Below are 19098 nucleotides of genomic sequence, written 5' to 3'. Positions count from 1 at the left end.
CGGTGGCATTGTGGAACGCTTCACTGCAGGCGATCAACCCATTAAGCGCAGTGAAGGGGCAGATCTGCAGCCGATCGGGTCAGCCCCGTCCCCGTTCGCGGGCAGCCGGGATGACCAGATGGTCCAGCCAGTTGGCCAGTTCGCGATTGCGAGCGGCGGCATCCAGGACCATTCCGTTGAGGCCATAGAGCCAGCTCAGGTCCTTGCGGCCGGGATCGGCCTGCAGGGCCTTCAGGTCGCCGGTAAAGCGTTCCAGCGCCGCCATGTCGGCAAAGAAGCCGTCGGCAAGCATGCGTTCACGGTAGCGCAGGATAACCGTGGCGATCTCGTTGAAATCATATTCCGGGTGGTACTGGACCGCCCAGCAAACGCTGTTGTCGTGGCGAATCTCCGCCGCCTGGATACGGCTGACCTCGTTGCCGGCCAGGACGGTCATGCCAGGCGGTTCTACCGAAACCTCGTCCAGATGGACGCAGATGGCATCGAAGACCGGGTCCTTGCCCGCCAGCAGAGGATGCGTTCCGCCTTCCCCCAAGAGGCGGATGCGCCGGGCAAAACCGATTTCACGGCCCAGGGGGTTGGCCCGGACTTCGCCGCCCGCGGCCACGGTGGCCACCTGCAGCCCCCAGCAACTGCCGAAGATGGGGGTGCCCGAGGCGAAGGCGGCATGGGCCAGTTCGACCTGGCGTTTCACTTCCGGTTCATCGTTGTAGACATTGAGAGCCGAGCCCGTCCAGGCGATGCCGTCATAGGCCGCCAGTTCCCCGGTCAAGGGCAGGCTGCCCCCCGAGGTGTCGGCAGGATGAACGCTGTCGCATTCCACATCCGGATTCAGCGACTTGAGCACGGAAATGTAGTGGTCGGCTGTCCGCTTGCCGCCCAGCGAGGCATGCGCATCGTTGAGCTGCGGCGTGTTGCCGTCCACCACCAGGATGCGCAGCTGCGCCATTACACGGCCTCCCGCAGGAGTCCGCTCTGGGCCGAGAGGAAGATGTGTTCGAGGGTCTCGGCGGTCAGCTTTTGGGGATTGCCGCCGGCCGAGGGGTCCTCGATGGCCATGCGGCCGATGTCGGCAGAGCGCTCCGCATCGACGCCGATTTCGGCCAGGCTGTTGGGGATGTTCATCGCCTCCCGGAATTCCAGCACCCAGTCGAGGACGCCGTCGAAGCCGCCCTTGGGCAGGTCCAGGACACGGCCGACCAGGTCCATGCGTTCGGCGATGACCGGACGGTTGTACTGCATGACATAGGGCAGGATGATCGCGTTGGTGAGTCCGTGGTGGGTGTCGTAGAGCGCGCCCACGGGATGCGCGATGGCGTGGACGGCGCCCAGGCCCTTCTGGAAGGCGGCCGCGCCCATGCTGGCCGCAGCCAGCATGTTGGCCCGCGCCTCGATGTCCTCGCCATTCTCGTAGGCGCGCGGCAGGAATTCCTTGATGAGCCGCATGCCCTCGATGGCGAAACCGTCGGCCAGGGGATGGAAACCCGGCGCGCAATAGGCCTCGAAGCAGTGCACGAAGGCATCCAGCCCGGTGGCGGCCGTGATCTTGGCCGGCAAGCCGATGGTCAGACCGGGATCCTCGATCACGATTCCCGGCAGCATGCGGGGATGGAAGATGATCTTCTTCTCGTGCGTGGCCTCGTTTGTGATGACCGAGGCACGGCCCACCTCGGAGCCGGTGCCGGCGGTGGTGGGAACGGCGACCACGGGGGCGATGCCCTCGGCATTGGCCCGCTTCCAGTTATCGCCCACATCCTCGAAATCCCAGATGGGGCGGGTCTGTCCGACCATCAGCGCCACGGCCTTCGCGGCATCCAGACCACTGCCACCACCGAAGGCGATGACGCCGTCATGGCCGCCCTCGCGGTAGGCGCGTACCCCTGCATCCACGTTTTCGCCAACCGGATTGCCCTTCACTTCGGCGAAGAGCGTGGTGTGCAACCCCTCTCCTTCGGCGATGTCGATGGTTTCCTGGACGATGGGTGCATCCTTCAGGCCTGCATCGGTGATCAGCAGTGGGCGTGAAATGCCCAGCTGACGACAGGCTTCGGGCAGTTCGTGAATGCGGCCGGGTCCGGCCCAGATGTTGGTTGGATAGCCCCAGTTACCGGAAAGCTCGGTCATGATCGGATGTCCTCTTGAAAGCGTGGCGCGCGTGCTGGCTGCTTCTGGTGACGCAAGTCAGAGCTTCGTGCGAAGGTTGAAGGACTTGGGCCGTGTCAGCGATTCATAGCCCAGGCGCGATAGCGTGCAGCCGCGCCCCGAGTCCTTGATGCCCGTCCAGGCCAGCGCCGGGTCCAGGTAATCGCAGCGGTTCATGAAGAAGGTGCCGGTCTCGACCGCGTCGCCGATGCGCTGCGCCGCTTCTGCATCCGACGTCCAGACGGCGGCCGTCAGGCCGAAGTCGCTGTCGTTCATCAGCGAGATGGCTTCTTCATCGGAGTTCACCTTCATGATGGCCGCAACCGGGCCGAAGGTTTCTTCACGCATCACCCGCATGTCGTGGTTCACGTCCACCAGGACCTGCGGCGCCAGATAGGCAGAGCCCTCCTCGTTGGCAGGGAATTCGGCGGGATCCACCAGGGCGCGCGCGCCGGCCTCCACAGCCTCCTTGACCTGGCCGCGCACGAAGTCAGCGGCGGCGGGGCGTACCATCGGCCCGATGGTCGTCTCGTCCTCGAGCGGGTTGCCCAGGCGATATCCGCGGGTCTGTGTGACAAAGGCCTCGACGAAGCTGTCATAGAGCTTGGCATCCACGTAGATGCGTTCGATCCCGCAGCAGGACTGTCCGGAGTTGAAGAAACTGCCGTCCACCAGGCTGTCCACGGCATGCTGCAGGTCGGCATCGCCGCGCACGTAGGCCGGATCCTTGCCGCCAAGTTCGAGTCCGGCACCGGCAAAGTGGTTCGAGATGGCCTTTTGCACCGTATGGCCGCCCTTCACCGAGCCGGTGAAGCAGACGAAGTTGACGCGGGGATCGGCCATCATCTTTTCGGAGACCGGATGCGAAAGGTGCAGCGGCTGGAAGACGCCCTCAGGCAGGCCGGCGGCGGCGAAGGCCTCGGCGTAGCGCTCAGCGCTGAGCGGTGTCTGGTGCGAGGGCTTGAGAATGACCGCGTTGCCCGCAGCGAGCGCCGGGATGACGGCGTTGACCGAAGTCAGGAAAGGATAGTTCCAGGGTGCGATGATGGCGACAATGCCCTGGGGCTCGCGTCGGATGAAACGCTCGAAGCCGTCCTTGGGCGTCGGCCGGATGTCGGCCAGTGCCTCGGGGGCAATCTCGATCATGTGGCGGGCGCGTTCTTCCATGCCGCCAACTTCGGCCGGAGCCTGGGAGATCGGGCGGCCCATCTGCCAGGCAACCTGCTCGGAGAGCTGGTCCTTGCGCTCGACCAGATAGTCGATAGCGCGGCTGAGAATGGCACAGCGCTTCTCGACAGGGGTGTTCCGCCAGATGCGCTGGCCCTGGCGGGCGCGCTCAAGGGCCCGGTCCAGCTCGCCCTCGTCGGCGAGCGGGCGTTCAACATAGACGCTTCCGTCAACGGGGCTGACGGTCTTCAGCATTTCAGTCATCTAGTTGGTTCCTCAAATAATCTCGAAGTAGCGGTTAAGCTGCCAGTCCGTAATGGCCTTGCGAGCCTCGCGATCTTCCCATTCGCGCGTGGCGGCATAGTGTTCCACGAAGTCCTTGCCGAACAGTTCGTTGGCCACCTTGGAACGCTGCAGCCGTTCGGCGGCTTCGCTCAGGGTGCGGGGCAGCTGCTGGCTGCGGGTGGTTTTCTTCTCGTAGGCATTGCCCACCACCGGGGCTGTCGGCTCGATTTTGTTCTCGATGCCCCAGAGCCCGGAGCCAAGGGCGGCGGCCAGTGCTATATGGGGATTAATGTCGGCTGCGGAAATGCGGTATTCCACCCGTTGCGCCTTGGGGGATCCACCGATGGCGCGCAGGGCCGTGGTGCGATTCTCGAAGCCCCAGGTCGCGGCCGTCGGCGCCCAGAAGCCCGGAATCAGGCGCGTGTAGCTGTTCACCGTGCAGGCGATCATGGCCGCCAGTTCGGGCATCAGCTTCTGCTGGCCACCGATGAAGTGGCGCATGGTGTCGCTTATGGCATTGTCCTTGGAAGGGTCGTGGAAGACGGCCTCGCCGCTCTTGGAGTCCTTCAGCGAAATGTGGATGTGGCCGCTCTGGCCCGGCCAGTCGGGCGACCACTTGGCCATGAAGGTGGCCATCCAGCCATTGCGCTGGGCCAGTACCTTGGTGAAGGTCTTGAACAGTGCGGCCTTGTCGGCGGCGGACAGGGCGTCGTCGACGGCGATGGCGGCTTCCAGCACGCCGGGGCCGGTCTCGGTGTGCAGACCCTCGATGGGGAAGTCCATCTCGCGACCCAGGTGCATCAGGTCCTGATAGAACTCCGAGAAGACCGAGTTGCGCAGCACGGAATAGCCGAAGAAGCCCGGCGTGATGCACTTCAGGTCCTGGTAGTTCTTCTCGCGGATGCTCTGGGGTGTTTCGTCGAACAGGAAGAACTCGAACTCGCAAGCGGCATGGGGTACAAGGCCCATGTCGGCAGCGCGCTGCAACACACGGCGCAGAACACCGCGCGGACAGACCGCCTCGCCCTTTTCCGCGAACTCGCCCAGGAAAAGAAGCGTGTTGTCCTCGAGCGGAAGTTCCCGGCAGGTCTCGGGCAACACGCGCACCTGCGCGTCGGGGTAGGCGGTGTGCCAGCCGGTAAAGGTGGTGTTGTCGTACATCTGGTCGTGGGAATCCCAGCCCAGCACCACGTCGCAGAATCCGAAGCCGCCTTCCAGTGCCGAGAGGAACTTGTCGCGCGACATGTACTTGCCGCGCATGATCCCGTCGCTGTCGAAGACCGCAACCTTGATGTCCTTGACGTCACGCTCGCGTATCAGTTTGACGGCGTCTTCCGCAGTCTTCACGTCTGCTGCCCGCATGCTCCCACTCCCTGTCTGATTGTTCGGCTGCACAGCCTCCGTGCGCCGAAATGAGGATTTCCTGCAAGTTCAAGCCCGGAGCAGCGCGCCTTTGCGCGGCCGCAGGGCCAGTTTGGATAACTTTTTCCAACTCTGATAAATAATGTCAATTCTGAAATTATCTGTTCATTGTCTTCTGCTCCCTCTGAGCTGCTCATTTATCCGTATCGGGTACTGGCAAGGCCCAGGCCGTGCGCACCGTCTCCAGATCCTTCAGGCGGTCAGCAAAACTGTCGCCCAAGCGGTCCATGACAGCGGCGACCAGGGCCTCCACCGTCATCATAAGAGCGGCCGAAGAGTCCCAGCCGAAGGGGCTGATAGTTCGCACCGCAATGACGTGGTCCGCCTGGGCCACAGCCGGCGACATCCATTCGTCGGTGAACAGGATGATGCGTGTCCTGCGCCGCGCCGCCTCGGTCACGAAGGCGGCAATATCGGGCTGGTAACGGCGCACGTCGAAGGCAGCCAGGACATCGTTGCGTCCCAGGTCCAGCAGCTGGTCCGGCCAGGCCGCACTCTGGCCACCCACTTCGTGAACGTTGGCACGCACGGCACGCAGGTGCAGGAAGAGATAGTGGGCCAGGGCCGAGGTGAAACGCCCGCCCAGGACATAGAGCGGGCGCTTCGGTTGGCAGAGCAGATCGACGATGGCGTTGAATTCGCTACGCGACAGCCTGTCGATGGTCTGTTCGATGTTCTCGCTGACCTGGGCGCCAAAGCGGCTTAGAAAATCCTTCTCGGGCACCTGCTCCTGCTGCTGTACCTCCCAGCGTCCCAGCGGCGAGGACAGACGGGTGGTGAGTTCACTGCGCAGCACCGACTGGAATTCGGGATAGCCCGAGAATCCCAACTTGCCGAGAAGGCGGAGGATGGTTGCACCGCTGACCCCGGCCCTGCGGGCAAAGACGGTGATGCTTTCCAGCCCGGCCATGGGATAGTGGCTCATCAGCACGCGCGCCGCCCGGCGCTCGGAAGGCGTCAGCCTGTCCATGATGTCTCGCAGCTGGTCGGAAACGGGCCTGGGGGCCGTGGCGCTTTGCGGCATTCCCTGTTCCTCAAGGCAGTGATTTCGCAGTTCTGCTGGCGGTGGATTGTGGCAAAGCCGCAAGGGGAAATCACCTGAATCCTGGAGCAAGATCGCTCTCGGAATATCCAGTGACTGGAACAGGATATCGGGTGTTAAGCGGAAAGCAATCTGCCACCTTGCCGATTTTTCGGGCAGTGTTATCGTGCATATGAAAGCTCTTGTCGCGCACTGCGGGTAACAGGGCCGGCCTTGCCTGAGGCTTTCCCGCGACGAGCGAGACAAAACAACTCCCGGTGTGCCGCGTGATCGGCAGGAAAGAAGAGGGCGATCCATGGTTACCCATAGCGAGGATCAGAAGTCGGATCTTGTCTCCCGCACGTTGTCGACTTTTGAGAGCAGGCTGAAGGACACGGCCCAGGCCAAGGTTGCGCAGGAATTCGCCAAGGCCTTCCTGGAGGATGCGCCGCCCGAGGATATCCTGGACGAGACACCGGAGAACCTGGCCGGGGCCATTGCCTCGCTCTGGCACTTCGCGGGGCAGCGACAGGCCCGTACGGCCAAGCTGCGGGTCTACAATCCCGATGAAAAGCAAGACGGCTGGACGAGCCAGCACAGCGCACTTGAGATCGTCAATGACGACATGCCCTTCCTGGTGGATTCCGTGACGGCGGCGCTGAACCAGATGGAGATTGAGGTCTACCTGGTGGTGCACCCCATCCTTCTGGTCGAGCGGGATGATGCGGGCAACCTGAGCTCCGTTGCAGATCCAGCCGATCCGCAGAACGTGGGGCGTCCGGAATCGAACATGCTGCTGCTGATCAGCGAGCAGCCGAAATCCCGTCACAAGAAGGTCGAGAAGACTCTGGCGGCGGTGCTGGAAGATGTGCGGGCCTCCGTCGAGGACTGGCGCCTGATGCGCCAGCGTTGCTGGGACATCATCAAGGAGCTGGATCGTGATCCGCCGCGCCTTCCGCGCGACGAGATATCCGAGGGCATTGCCTTCCTGGAGTGGCTGGATGATGACCATTTCACCTACTTGGGCTTCCGGGAATACCGCTTTACCGGCAAGGGCAAGAGCGCGGTGGCGGAGATCGATTCCGAAAGCGGCCTGGGGCTGTTGCGCGATCCGCAATTCTCGGTTTTCGACGGCCTGCGCGACCTGGGTAAGCTGCCGGCCGATGTCCAGGATTGGCTGAAGAAGCCTGAACTACTGCGCATCACCAAGGCCAACAGCCGTTCCACCGTTCACCGGCCGACCCATCTGGACACCATTGCCATCAAGACCTTCAACTCCAAGGGCGAGGTGACCGGCGAGCGGCTGTTCATTGGCCTGTTCACCTCGACCGCCTATTCGCGCAGCCCGCGTCACATACCCCTGTTGCGCCACAAGGTGGACGAGACCATCGAGCAGGCGGGGTTCGTGCCCGGCAGCCACAATGGCAAGGCGCTGCTGCACATCCTGGAGACCTTCCCGCGCGACGAACTGTTTCAGATTCACCAGGAGGAATTGACCGAGATCGCCCTGGGTATCCTGAACCTGCAGGAACGTCAGCGCACCGCCCTGTTCGTGCGCAAGGATCCCTTCGAGCGCTTCGTCTCCTGCCTGATCTACGTGCCACGCGACCGCTTCGATACGAACCTGAGGCACAAGCTTCAGCACATCGTGGCCGAGGCCTACGCCGGTGAAGTCAGTTCCTTCCAGACCATGCTGGGCGATTCTCCCCTGGCGCGCTTGCATGTCATCGTGGCCACCAAGCGCGGCAAGGTGCCCAAGGTGGATGTCCGCGAGTTGGAAAGCCGGATTGCCTATACGGCGCGCTCCTGGGTCGACAGCCTGGAACGCTGCCTCGTCGAGCACTACGGCGAACAGCGTGGACATAGTCTGCTGCGCCGATATGGGCGTGCCTTCTCGAATGCATACAAGGAGCAGTTCACCGAGGAGCAGGCGCTGAAGGACGTCCAGCTTATGGAAAAGCTGGACGACGGGCATGCCATAGAGATGGACCTTTACCGGCCTGCCGATTCCGATGCCGAGCAGTTGAACTTCAAAGTGTTCGTGCCGGAGCGACCGGTACATCTCAGCGATGTCATGCCCATGCTGGAGAACATGGGCCTGCGGGTTATCGGCGAAGTGCCCTATGTCCTGAAACTGGACGACGAACAGAAGAAGATCAAGGAAGCGCCAGACGAGATCTGGATTCATGATTTCGAACTGGAACGCCAGTCCTCGAGCGAGCTGGATGTCGAGAAGTTCCGGGAGGCCTTTCACGAGGTGTTCCAGCTGGTCTGGTCCGGCAGGCTGGAGAACGATGGATTCAACCGATTGGTCCTGGCAGCGGGCTTGGCCGCCCGGGAAATCCGGATCATGCGTGCCTTCTGCCGCTTCCTGCGGCAGACCCAGATTCCCTTCAGCCAGGCCTATATGGAGGATACGCTGGCGCGGAATTCAGAACTGACCCGCCAGATCGCGGGGCTGTTCCTGCGCCGCTTCGATCCGAAGCGGGCCCACAATCGCAAGCAAACCGAAAAGGACTGTGCAAAGTTGGTCACGGAGATCGAGGCCGGGTTGGACGATGTCACCAACCTGGACGAAGATCGCATCCTGCGGCGATACCTCAATCTCGTCCTTTCCACGCTGCGCACGAACTATTTCCAGCCCGACGAGACAGGTACGCTGAAGCCCTACATCTCTTTCAAGTTCGATGCCGACATGCTGGAGGAGTTGCCGCAGCCGCGCCCCTTCCGCGAGATTTTTGTCTATTCGCCGCGGGTCGAGGGGGTGCACCTGCGTTTCGGTGCCGTGGCGCGTGGTGGCTTGCGCTGGTCCGACCGGCGCGAGGACTTCCGTACCGAGATCCTGGGGCTGGTCAAGGCCCAGCAGGTGAAGAACGCCGTCATCGTGCCTGTGGGGGCCAAGGGCGGTTTCGTGCCCAAGCGCCTGCCGCCGCCTGAGGCCGGCCGCGATGCCGTGATGAACGAAGGCATCGAGTCCTATAAGACCTTCATCCGGGCCCTGCTGGATGTTACCGACAACCTGGTCGAAGGCAAGGTGGTGCCTCCCGAGAATGTCGTGCGCTACGACGATGACGATCCTTACATGGTGGTTGCGGCCGACAAGGGCACGGCAACCTTCTCGGACATTGCCAATGGCGTGGCCGCCGACTACGGCTTCTGGCTGGACGATGCCTTCGCTTCGGGCGGCTCCGAAGGGTATGACCACAAGGAAATGGGCATCACGGCGCGCGGCGCGTGGGAGTCCGTCATGCGTCACTTCCGGGAAGTGGGCCACAACACCCAGGAAGAGGACTTCACGGTCATTGGCGTGGGCGACATGTCCGGCGACGTCTTCGGCAACGGCATGTTGCTGTCGAAACATATCCGCCTGATTGGTGCATTCAACCACCTGCATATCTTCGTGGATCCCGACCCCGATGCCGAGGCCTCCTGGAAGGAACGCAAGCGCCTGTTCGAGAAGCCGCGCAGCAGCTGGACGGATTACGACAGCAAGCTGATTTCGAAGGGTGGCGGTGTCTTCGACCGCAAGGCCAAGTCGATTCCGGTCAGTGCGGAAATGAAGGCCTGCTTCGGTCTGGAGAAGGACAAGGTCACGCCCAATGAGCTGGTTACGGCCATTCTCAAGAGTCAGGCCGACCTGCTTTGGTTCGGAGGGATCGGCACCTACATCAAGGCTTCCTCGGAAAGCAACGCTGAGGTTGGCGATCGCAACAACGACCCCATCCGTGTTGATGGGCGTGACCTGAACGTCCGCGTGATCGGTGAGGGCGCAAACCTGGGCATGACCCAGAAAGCCCGTATCGAGTTTGCGCTGGCCGGCGGGCGGATCAACACCGACGCCATCGACAACTCGGCCGGCGTTGACTGTTCCGACCACGAGGTCAACATCAAGATCCTGCTGCGCGGGGCGGTCGAGGCCGGGAAGCTGTCTCGCAAGCGTCGCAATGCTTTGCTTGAGGAGATGACCGAAGAGGTCGCGGCCCTGGTCCTGAAGGACAACTATCTGCAAACCCAGACCATCAGCATCAGCAACCGTCTGGGTGTGCGTTTGCTGGACCGTTTCGCACGTTTCATACGGGCCCTCGAGAAGGCGGATTTGCTCAATCGCAGTTTGGAGGCCCTGCCGGACGACGAAACGCTAAAGGACCGGGCCACGGCCAACATCGGCCTGACACGACCGGAACTGGCCGTGCTGCTGGCCTATGCGAAGATCACGCTCTACGAGCCGCTGGTCGAATCCAACCTGCCGGACGATGACTGGCTGGACCGCGACCTGCTGGCATACTTCCCGCAGCCTCTGCAGCAGAAGTATGCCAAGTACGCCCGGGAGCATCGCTTGCGCCGGGAGATCCTGGCGACGCAATTAACGAACGAAGTGATCAACCGCTTGGGCATCACCTTCGTCTTCGAGATGATGGAGCGCACGGGCGAGAGCCCCGAACAGGTGCTGCGTGCCTATGTGGCGGCCCGGGATTCCCTGGCACTGCCGGAACTCTGGCAGGAAATCGAAACCCTGGACAACAAGGTCAACACCGACCTGCAGGCCAAGCTTTTGACCGAATGTGGCCGGCTTGCCGAGCGGATCAGCCTGCGCTTCCTGCGCCAGGGTGAAAAACCTCTGGATATCCGTGCCACGGTGGAGCGGCACGGCAAGGGCAGCAAGGAGCTCTTCGAGGCCCTGCCAAGCCTGCTGGAGGAACCGGACAAGGGGCTTCTGGAGCAGGAGGCCCGCGAATACATGGCCAACGGCGTACCGGAAAGCCTGGCCTGGCGCGTGGCGGGCCTGAAACACATGACGCCGGCCAGCGACATCATCCAGCTGGCCCAGACATCAGGCCGCAGCGTCACAAAGACGGCCAGTCTCTACTTCGATGTCGGTGCACGCTTCGGCTGTGACTGGCTGAGACGGACGGCCGGCCGCCTGCCCCGGGATGCAGCCTGGACGCGTTCTGCCATTACGGCCCTGGTCGACGATATCTATGACTACCAGGCGGACATCACCGCCGAGGTGCTGACTCTCTCCGAGAAGGGAGGCGATCCGGAAGAAGCGCTGAAGGCCTGGACCGAGCAGCGTTTCCTGCAGGTCAATCGCCTGGATCAGCTGCTTGGCGAGGTCCTGAACACGCAGACTCCCGACCTGGCCATGCTGACCGTTGCCAACCGGCAATTGAAAGCCTTGATCAACGGCTGAGATGGAGATCTGCCGGGCGCGGGAGATGCTGTGGCAAATCAGGGAATCAGTCGTCCTGTAGAGCCTGGTATTTCAGTAGGGCCGCTTTCATCTGTTCGGCTACGTTGCCACCTGTCCCCGCCCCGCCAGAGTCCGACAGGCCAGGGGCGGCGGGCGCCGGACGGCTTTCATCCCTGGGTTCCCCGGGCATTACGTTCATGGCAGATCCGGGCAGACCCATCTTCTCTCCTCCCTGCATGGAGCCAGCCGACATCTGCTGATCGGCCGCGGGACCGCTTACACTTTCGGGAAGTGGAGCGCGTTCGGCCGAGGCTGCAGTGCGGCCGCGCAGGCTGCCTTTATCCAGGGGCATGAAGCTGTCCGCTGGTGGAGGGCCGCTGGCGTTCCGGCTCGCAGGGGCGGACAGGGGCGCCTGGGCCTGCTGGAGCTCGCCAGGACGGCCGCCGTCTGCCGGATTGGATGTCGTGGCGGCTGTTGTCGGCAGTGTCGCTGACGGGTTCAGCGCATAATAGTCGCCGTCCGTTTCATCCTCCGGTATCGACGAGCTTTGCTGGGCCGGGTTCGGCGCGCCCTGCTGGTCGGAGGCAAAGGCGCGCAAGGCATCCATGCCCGTCAATTCCGCCGACCCTGATCCTGTGGACGGGGCGGCCTGCGTGCTTTCGCTCGACTGGCGGGCGGTATCATTGCTCTGGGTCATCTGTGCCGGTGCCTGCTCGGCGGCTGCGCTGCGTTCAACTGGCTCGCCGGCGGCGTACTGCTGTCCACCGGCATCAATCGGAGCCGCATCCTCTCCGAACACCTGGGCGATCACGGTTTCCCCCAGGTCACGACCGGTGCCTTCTTCCAGCAGGCTGTTGGCAATGGCAGAGACGAAGCCGGTCGGGCCGCCATAGAGCATGCCGCCCAGAATCCGTGCCGGGGCCTCCATCTGGTCGCCGGTGATGGCGCGATAGGCCATGTTGACGCCAGGAATGTGCTGCAGCGGATTGACGACATCCAGGACGTCCCAGAAGCTCAGGTCATCATGCTCGGGGACCTTCATTTCCCCGGGGCGATGCGCACCTTCGGAGTAGGCGCCGTAGTTGCGCGGGCCCTGCTCGTTCTGGCGTATGTGGTTCTGGCTTTCGATTCCCATGCTCATACCACCCTGGAAGCAAGAGCGATGCCAATTCCGGGTTCGGATTAATCATAAGAAGAATCAAGAACTTGCCTGAGAGGTTTTCAGGGCAGCGGCGTCCCCTCGGCATCTTTTTCCCGGTGCCGGGGAAGCACGGGAAATTCTGTCCTGCTGAAAATGGGTTCTCTCAGACAACACGGACGTTGTGGAACTGCCAGGGGTCGTCCAGGTCCAGGTCCTCCCGGAACAAGGTTCCGCGCCCGGTCAGAGGGGTCCAGTCGGTGTAGGCACCGGTCACCCGGCCCAGGTAGGGTTCGGAGATTTCCAGAATCCGCTCATGGTCGAGTTCCTCGGGCTCCACGATGCCGGCAGCGGGATTCTCGATGGCCCAGACCAGGCCGGCTAGGACCGCAACGGTCACCTGCAGTGAGGTGGCATTGTTATGCGGTGCGAGCTGGCGTGCTTCCTCAATTGTTAACTGCGAGCCATACCAGTAGGCGTTCCTGTCATGTCCGGCCAGCAGGACGCCCAGTTCATCCATGCCGTCGATCACCTCCTCGACGATCAGTCGCTTGCGGGACTGCATCTCCCAGCCGCGCCCGGCCAGTTCGTGGAGGCTGAGCACCGCGCTGTCACAGGGGTGGTAGGCATAATGAACCGTGGGGCGGTAGGCGACCTGGCCGTGCTCGTGACAGGTCAGGTAATCGGGCAGCGAGATGGATTCGTTGTGGGTAATGAGAAAGCCATGTATTGGTCCAGCCTGCGGCGTCCAGGTCCGCACCTGGGTGGCGGCACCAGGCCGCTCGAGGTAGATCGCCGCGTCGGCGCCGAAGCCATGCCGCGCGCCGTCGGCCGGAAGGGCCTTCTCGTGCGTGCCCCAGCCCAGCTCTGCTGGTTGCAGGCCCTCGCTGTAGAAGCCGTCGATGGACCAGGTGTTGATGAATTCATCCACATCCTTGGGCGTGCGGCTGCGCTGCGTGTCGCGTTCGGCAATGTGGATGGTGCACACCCCCAGGTCGCGGGCCAGCCGGCTCCAGTCCTTTTGGCCCTGGCCCTCTGGCAGGGGATGGCCGAGGTCCCTGGCGATATCCTGAAGCGCGACCTTCACGAAGTGATTGACCAGGCCGGGATTGGCACCATGCGTGATGACGGCTGCCGGGCCATCGCCCAGTTCACGCCGGGTGGCCAACATCTCCTCACGCAGCGCGTAGTTGGACCGCTGTGAGGGTGTCAGATTGTCGTCGACGTAGGATCCGAGCCAAGGCTCGATGCAGGTATCCAGATAGAGGGCTCCGACCTCGTGGGCATAGCGGACCAGGTCCACCGAGGAGACATCCACGGAGAGATTGAGCAGGAAATCCCCAGCGCGCAGGTAGCGGCTCAGCAATTCCCGGTAATTGTCGATGGTAAGCCCCTCCGCAATGTAGGCGGCGTCGTATTCCGCTGCGATTGGCTCGGGTCCTGGATCGGGATTTATGATGACAATGTTCTCAGGCGCCAGGCCGATATGGCGGCGCAGCAGGGGCAGGACACCCTGGCCGATCGAGCCGAATCCGATCATGACGATCCGGCCGTTGAAATTGACGAGCGTACGCGTCGTATCGGTCATCACTGCCCTCCTTCAGGTTCCGGCCTGCTGTAAAGACTGTTTGGATCGACGTCGAGCCAAATTCGAGCGAACTCCGCTTGAAGCGTATTCAGCGTCGTTTTTTCGGCAGGATGGCCATCTCGCCGCGCAGCAGCTCCGCCATGGCCTCAGGCGTTTCCGCCTGGGCGAGGCGTTCGCGGGCAATGGGCGTGCCGAAGCTGACCCGAAGCGCCTTGAGGCGGGGCCACCGACGGGTGCGTGGCATGGCCTCGAAGGTCCCGGCCAGGCGGGCCGGAACAACCTGGACCTCCTTGGGTGCGTTCAGGACCAGATGGCCAATACCTGGCAGGAACTTCTGCAGTTCTCCGTCGGGAGACCGCCATGACTCCGGGAACCAGATAACCGACTCGCCACGTTTCAGGACCTCCAGGGCAAAGGACAGGGCCGAAGTGGGCCGCCGCTCATCGACGGGGAACATGCGTGCCGAACGGGCCAGAAGACGACCGGCGCGACTGCTGAACAAACGTCCCTGATCTCCGCTCCACCAGGCATGGGACAGCCGACGGTACCCCAGGGCCGCGGAGAGGGCCAGGGGGTCCAGGTCGCTGACGTGGTTGGCAATGTAGATGGTTGGCCCCTGGCCGACAGGAGGCAGGTGTTCCTCGCCACGCACCGTCAGTCGGAAAAGGCCGCGCATCAGCAGCCAGTCGAGCACGTAGACACCGGTGCCGAGGGCGTGTTCGTAGGTGCGGCGTGGCGCCAGCCAACGGCGCTCTTCTTCGGACAGCGGCGCGAGCATTTCGCGCGGCTTTTCATCCCCGCTCTCGCTGGTGGCCTCCTGCAGGCTTTTCTGCAGCAGTTCGCGCAGGCTGCCAATCTGGCCGGCTTCCTCGTCGGACAGTTGGAAACCGAAGCGGCGTTCCAGTTCGAGCGCCAGTGTCACCCATTCCAGGGAATCGATGCCCAGGTCTAGTTGCAGGGAGGCATCCAGATCCACGGGCCGATCCGGGTAGCGGGACTTCAGGTAGCTGAAGATCTCGCCGGCAGGCGGGCTGTCGAGCAGGGCCCGATCCGCTTCGTCGAGCGCCGAGTCGGAGCGCACGGTAATGCCGGCGCGGGCCTTCCGGTAGAGTTCGGGCAACTTGAAGCGCTGGTACTTCCCAAGCCGGGTGCGCGGCAGGGCTTCGCGGCTGATGGCAAAGCCTGTTGGACGTTGATAGGGCGCAAGGCCCTGACCCTGTTCACTGAGCGCGATGCGGATAACCTGATCGACCTGAAGGTTATTGCCGCGTCCGATTTCTGCCTGGTTGGGCACCACCAGGGCGACCAGGGAATCGTTCTGCTCCAGAATCGCGATCTCCTCGATGGCGGAGTGCTGGGCATAGACCTTCTCGACTTCCTCGGGAAAGACGTTCTTGCCGCCTCCCAGGACAATCATCTCCTTGACCCGGCCCTGGATGGTGACAAAGCCCTGGCTGTCGATGTGGCCCAGATCTCCGGTCCGGAACCAGCCATCCTCGGTGAAGGCTTCGGCATTGGCCTGGTCGTGATTGCGATATCCCTGGAACAGGGAGGGTCCGCGCGCCTGCAACTCACCAACGCTCTGTTCGTCAGGCTCCGCGACACGCAGTTGCATGCCCTTCAGGACGCGCCCTTCCGTGCCGATCTTCTTATGCCGGCCCCCGCCGTTATTGGTCAGGATCGAAGAGCTTTCCGCCAGGCCCCAGCCGCTGCGGGTGTCCCAGCCCAGGGTTTCCAGGTTCCAAATCAGGTCCGGCTCGAAGCGGGCCCCGCCGGACGCCAGGAGCCAGAGATTGGGCGCCAGTCGCCGATGCAGGCCACGGAACAACTGCCGCCCGATGCGCAGGCCGGCATAGCGGCGCAAAGCATAGGAGAGTGAGAACAGAAGGCGGAACATCAGGCGCGCGGGCAGGCCGGCCGAGTCAACACGACTGCGGATTCCGGAGTAGAGCGCTGCATAGAGTTTCGGCACGCCGACCACCGCACTGACGCGCCCGATGCGCAGTGCGGTCATGATCTGCTGTCCCGACACACCTTCTGGCAGGACCAGAGTGCTGCCTCCGGCCAGGGCCGTTACCAGTCCGATGGTCAGGGGAAAGACATGATGCAGCGGCAAGGGCAGCAGGACCCGGTCGCGCGGGGCGACAACCCGCTGTTCCAGAAGGGCATGGACGTTGTGCAGAAGGTTGGCGTGGCTGAGGTAGAAGCTCTTGGGCGTTCCTGTGGTGCCCGAGGTATAGACCAGCATCTGCGGGTCGTGAGGGTCCAGTGGCGGCAAGGCGCTGCTGGAGCCTGACTGCAGGTCCTGCCAGTGCGGGGGACTGTCCGGTCCAACTCCGCTTCCGTCCAGGCGATAGAGCTTGAGGTCGAGCCCCTGTCGTTCGGCAACCCCGCGGACCCGCTCCAGGTGGCCTTCGGCAAGGAAAGCGGCCTTGGCACCGGAATCGGGGACCAGAACCTCCAGCTCGGCATCGCTTGTCAGGTCGTCCAGGGCGACCGTGACGGCGCCAAGGCAGGCCAGCGCCAGGCGCACCACCGCCCAGTCGATGGAATTGGGGCCGAACAGCAGTACGTGATCGCCGGCACCCAGTCCTTCCGCCAGCAAAGCCCGGGCCAGCGTTTCGGCTTGTCCTCCCAGATCGGCGTAGCTGATGCTGGCAACGGAGTCGCCCTGCACCGATGCGATCGCGGTGCGGCCGCCATGTGCGGGCAGCCTGGACACGAGGTCGCGCAGGCTTTCCGCTTCTCCTGGGCCAAGGGTCGTGTTGGAGGGTGTCGCCATGAATCCTCGAAGCTGTTTCAGGACGGGTCTAACTGATTTTCACCCTGCCGTGCAGTCCCGCAGCTTCGAGATCTGCGTCGCGGACCAGGCAGCCGAGGCTCCAAGGGGAGTCCAGGCCCTGCCATTGCGCTCAGGGTGACTGTTCTATGCGTTCCATGTCCTCGTCTGAAAGACCGAAGTGATGGCCAATTTCATGGATCAGGACATGACGCACGATACGGGTCAGGTCTTCCTCGCTTTCGCACCAGTAATCCAGTATGGGACGGCGATAGAGGAAGATCATGTCGAGATCTTCCGGCTGTTCGCTGAAGCCACGCCGCGTCAGGTCCACACCCTGATAGAGTCCCAGCAGGTCGAAGGGCGATTCCAGGTCCATGGCCTCCAGAACCTGTTCATCCGGAAAATCCTCGACCCGAATGGCGACATCTCCGGTAAAGCGCCGCAGTTCCAGGGGAATGGCCATCAGAGCCTCCCTGGCCATGCCCTCCATGTCCGGAAGGCTGGGCGGTGCGCCGAAGCTGTGCAGTAGTTCAGACTGGCTCATTAACTGTCTCTTCAAGAGCATAAAAACCGTTCCTTGACCGGAGAGCTTGGCACCGCCACCTGAACTTTGTCGAGAAACAAAGGAAGCAGGCAGACACCATGCGCGAGAAACTTCACGACGATGCCCGCAAGTCCGCCCTTGCCGACCTGCCAGGCTGGCAGGAAGTCGAAGGACGGGACGCCATTGCCAAATCCTACCGGTTCAAGTCTTTCAATGAGGCCTGGGGATTCATGTCCCGTGTGGCCATGGCTGCAGAAAAGATGGATCACCATCCCGAGTGGTTCAATGTTTACAACCGCGTCGACATCACCCTGTCAACCCACGACGCCGGCGGTGTGACTGACCTGGACATCAAGCTGGCCCAGAAAATGGAACGTTTTGCGGCGCGCACTTCGGCGGGCGAAGGCTAAAGCGCATCAACTGTGCAGCTGCCGTCCATGAACGGCCATGGCTGCTTCCTTGACCACTTCGTTCAGGGTCGGATGGCCGTGGAAAGCGCGTGCCAGATCCTCGGCCGAACCACCGAACTCCATCGTGATGACGGCCTCGTGGACCAGGCTTCCTGCATCGGGGCCAATGATGTGTGCGCCCAGCAGGCGGTCAGTGGCCTTGTCAGCCAGTACCTTCACGAAGCCCTCGGTGGCGTTCATCGCCCTGGCCCGCCCATTGGCGGAAAAGGGGAACTTGCCCACGTTGTACTCGATGCCTTCTTCCTTCAGTGCATCCTCGGTCTTTCCGACTGAGGCCACTTCCGGCCAGGTATAGACGATGCCGGGAACGGTCTCGTAGTTCACATGGCCTTTCTGGCCAGCCAGGATCTCGGCGACGGCAACGCCTTCTTCCTCGGCCTTGTGGGCCAGCATCGGCCCTTCGATGACGTCCCCTATGGCATAGATGCCCTCGACCGAGGTGGCGTAATGGGCATCCGTGCGCACGCGTCCGCGCTCGTCCAGTTCCACGCCCACCTTGTCCAGCCCCAGGCCTTCCGTATAGGGCTTGCGGCCGATGGCCACCAGGACGCTGTCGCAGGTGATTTCCTCGCCGTCTCCACCCTTGGCCGGTTCGACCTGAAGCTTGATGTTGGTCTTGTTGACCTTGGCGCCGGTCACCTTGGTGGACAGCTTGAACTTCATGCCCTGTTTGGACAGCGTGCGCTTGAACTGCTTGGAGATATCGCTGTCCATGCCGGGGACAAGGCGGTCCAGGAATTCCACGACCGTGACCTCGGCGCCCAGCCTCTGCCAGACCGAGCCCATCTCGAGGCCGATATAGCCGCCGCCGACCACGACCATGTGCTTGGGCACCTTCGACAGCGAGAGCGCACCGGTCGAGGAAACAATGCGTTTCTCGTCGACCTCCAGGCCGGGCAGGTCCATGTGGCCGGAGCCTGTGGCGATGACGATGTTCCTGGCCTCGACCTTGGTCTTGCCGTCGATCGTGACTTCACTCTTGCCGGTGACTTCACCCGTACCCTTCAGCCAGTCGATCTTGTGCTTCTTGAAGAGGAACTCGATGCCCTTCACGTTGGACTCCACCACGGAGTCCTTGTGGCCCATCATGCCGGGCAGGTCGAGCGAGAGCTTGTCCACCTTCACGCCGAAAGCGCCCAGGCCGTGTTTGGCCTCCTCGTACTTTTCCGAGGCCTGGAGCAGGGCCTTGGAAGGAATGCAGCCGATGTTGAGGCAGGTGCCGCCCAGGGTCTCGCGCTTTTCAACGCATGCGACCTTCATACCCAGTTGTGCGGCCCGAATGGCACAGACGTATCCGCCTGGCCCGCCGCCGATCACAACTAAGTCGTAGCTCTGTTCCTTGCTCATC

At 62.8% G+C, this 19098-nt stretch carries 12 protein-coding genes; 2 read left to right on the top strand and 10 right to left on the bottom strand.

Annotation, left to right across the window (positions count from 1 at the left end; all coding sequences use genetic code 11):
* Positions 1 to 79 precede the first annotated feature (79 nt).
* The 5 genes from BP38_RS0104115 to BP38_RS18915 all read right to left on the bottom strand — a co-directional run bounded on the left by BP38_RS0104115 (position 80) and on the right by BP38_RS18915 (position 6040).
* On the bottom strand, positions 80 to 949 hold the full coding sequence (locus BP38_RS0104115) for a type 1 glutamine amidotransferase (RefSeq protein ID WP_035723553.1): 870 nt from the start codon (positions 947 to 949) through the stop codon (positions 80 to 82).
* Positions 949 to 2124, bottom strand: a complete 1176-nt coding sequence (locus BP38_RS0104110; protein ID WP_026986695.1) for an iron-containing alcohol dehydrogenase — start codon at positions 2122 to 2124, stop codon at positions 949 to 951. Before BP38_RS0104110 ends, BP38_RS0104115 begins: the two co-directional genes overlap by 1 nt.
* A 57-nt stretch (positions 2125 to 2181) precedes the next feature.
* Positions 2182 to 3573 (bottom strand): aldehyde dehydrogenase family protein, encoded by a 1392-nt coding sequence (locus BP38_RS0104105; RefSeq protein WP_026986694.1) that lies wholly within the window; start codon positions 3571 to 3573, stop codon positions 2182 to 2184.
* Positions 3574 to 3585: 12 nt separating this feature from the next.
* On the bottom strand, positions 3586 to 4956 hold the full coding sequence (locus BP38_RS0104100) for a glutamine synthetase family protein (protein ID WP_026986693.1): 1371 nt from the start codon (positions 4954 to 4956) through the stop codon (positions 3586 to 3588).
* Positions 4957 to 5149: 193 nt separating this feature from the next.
* Positions 5150 to 6040 (bottom strand): MurR/RpiR family transcriptional regulator, encoded by an 891-nt coding sequence (locus BP38_RS18915; protein ID WP_051608952.1) that lies wholly within the window; start codon positions 6038 to 6040, stop codon positions 5150 to 5152.
* A 313-nt stretch (positions 6041 to 6353) separates the two neighbouring features.
* On the opposite strand from BP38_RS18915, the gene BP38_RS0104090 reads away from it, so the two are divergent.
* A complete protein-coding gene (locus tag BP38_RS0104090) occupies positions 6354 to 11228 on the top strand; it encodes an NAD-glutamate dehydrogenase (RefSeq protein WP_026986692.1) in 4875 nt (1624 codons plus the stop codon).
* Positions 11229 to 11274: 46 nt separating this feature from the next.
* Here the strand turns inward: BP38_RS0104090 and BP38_RS0104085 are convergent, their stop codons facing one another.
* The 4 genes from BP38_RS0104085 to BP38_RS0104070 form a co-directional block, all read right to left on the bottom strand.
* A complete protein-coding gene (locus BP38_RS0104085) occupies positions 11275 to 12369 on the bottom strand; it encodes a hypothetical protein (protein WP_026986691.1) in 1095 nt (364 codons plus the stop codon).
* Positions 12370 to 12532: 163 nt separating this feature from the next.
* A complete protein-coding gene (locus BP38_RS0104080) occupies positions 12533 to 13954 on the bottom strand; it encodes a homospermidine synthase (protein WP_026986690.1) in 1422 nt (473 codons plus the stop codon).
* A gap of 88 nt (positions 13955 to 14042) precedes the next feature.
* Positions 14043 to 16736 (bottom strand): AMP-binding protein, encoded by a 2694-nt coding sequence (locus BP38_RS0104075; protein WP_026986689.1) that lies wholly within the window; start codon positions 16734 to 16736, stop codon positions 14043 to 14045.
* A gap of 130 nt (positions 16737 to 16866) precedes the next feature.
* Entirely contained in the window at positions 16867 to 17280 is a 414-nt protein-coding gene (locus BP38_RS0104070; protein ID WP_026986688.1) for a metallopeptidase family protein, read from the bottom strand.
* A gap of 59 nt (positions 17281 to 17339) precedes the next feature.
* Here BP38_RS0104070 and BP38_RS0104065 point away from each other — a divergent pair, with 59 nt between their 5' ends.
* Positions 17340 to 17690: a 4a-hydroxytetrahydrobiopterin dehydratase gene (locus tag BP38_RS0104065; RefSeq protein WP_281174380.1), complete on the top strand. Its 351-nt coding sequence runs from the start codon at positions 17340 to 17342 to the stop codon at positions 17688 to 17690.
* A gap of 6 nt (positions 17691 to 17696) precedes the next feature.
* Here BP38_RS0104065 and lpdA read toward each other — a convergent pair whose 3' ends face one another.
* Positions 17697 to 19097, bottom strand: coding sequence for a dihydrolipoyl dehydrogenase (gene lpdA / locus BP38_RS0104060; protein ID WP_026986686.1), 1401 nt, complete (start codon positions 19095 to 19097; stop codon positions 17697 to 17699).
* Between the last annotated feature and the right edge of the window lies 1 nt (position 19098).

The organism is Fodinicurvata fenggangensis DSM 21160 (assembly GCF_000686045.1).
GTDB classification, from domain to species: domain Bacteria; phylum Pseudomonadota; class Alphaproteobacteria; order Kiloniellales; family DSM-21159; genus Fodinicurvata; species Fodinicurvata fenggangensis.
Note: the sequence above shows the minus strand (reverse complement) of the source record. Positions and strands in the feature narration are given on the sequence as shown.

Coding starts and splice junctions, on each gene's coding strand:
- BP38_RS0104115 (WP_035723553.1), bottom strand. CDS start 949: ATGGCGCAGCTGCGCATCCTGGTGGTGGACGGCAACACGCCGCAGCTC.
- BP38_RS0104110 (WP_026986695.1), bottom strand. CDS start 2,124: ATGACCGAGCTTTCCGGTAACTGGGGCTATCCAACCAACATCTGGGCC.
- BP38_RS0104105 (WP_026986694.1), bottom strand. CDS start 3,573: ATGACTGAAATGCTGAAGACCGTCAGCCCCGTTGACGGAAGCGTCTAT.
- BP38_RS0104100 (WP_026986693.1), bottom strand. CDS start 4,956: ATGCGGGCAGCAGACGTGAAGACTGCGGAAGACGCCGTCAAACTGATA.
- BP38_RS18915 (WP_051608952.1), bottom strand. CDS start 6,040: ATGCCGCAAAGCGCCACGGCCCCCAGGCCCGTTTCCGACCAGCTGCGA.
- BP38_RS0104090 (WP_026986692.1), top strand. CDS start 6,354: ATGGTTACCCATAGCGAGGATCAGAAGTCGGATCTTGTCTCCCGCACG.
- BP38_RS0104085 (WP_026986691.1), bottom strand. CDS start 12,369: ATGAGCATGGGAATCGAAAGCCAGAACCACATACGCCAGAACGAGCAG.
- BP38_RS0104080 (WP_026986690.1), bottom strand. CDS start 13,954: ATGACCGATACGACGCGTACGCTCGTCAATTTCAACGGCCGGATCGTC.
- BP38_RS0104075 (WP_026986689.1), bottom strand. CDS start 16,736: ATGGCGACACCCTCCAACACGACCCTTGGCCCAGGAGAAGCGGAAAGC.
- BP38_RS0104070 (WP_026986688.1), bottom strand. CDS start 17,280: ATGAGCCAGTCTGAACTACTGCACAGCTTCGGCGCACCGCCCAGCCTT.
- lpdA (WP_026986686.1), bottom strand. CDS start 19,097: ATGAGCAAGGAACAGAGCTACGACTTAGTTGTGATCGGCGGCGGGCCA.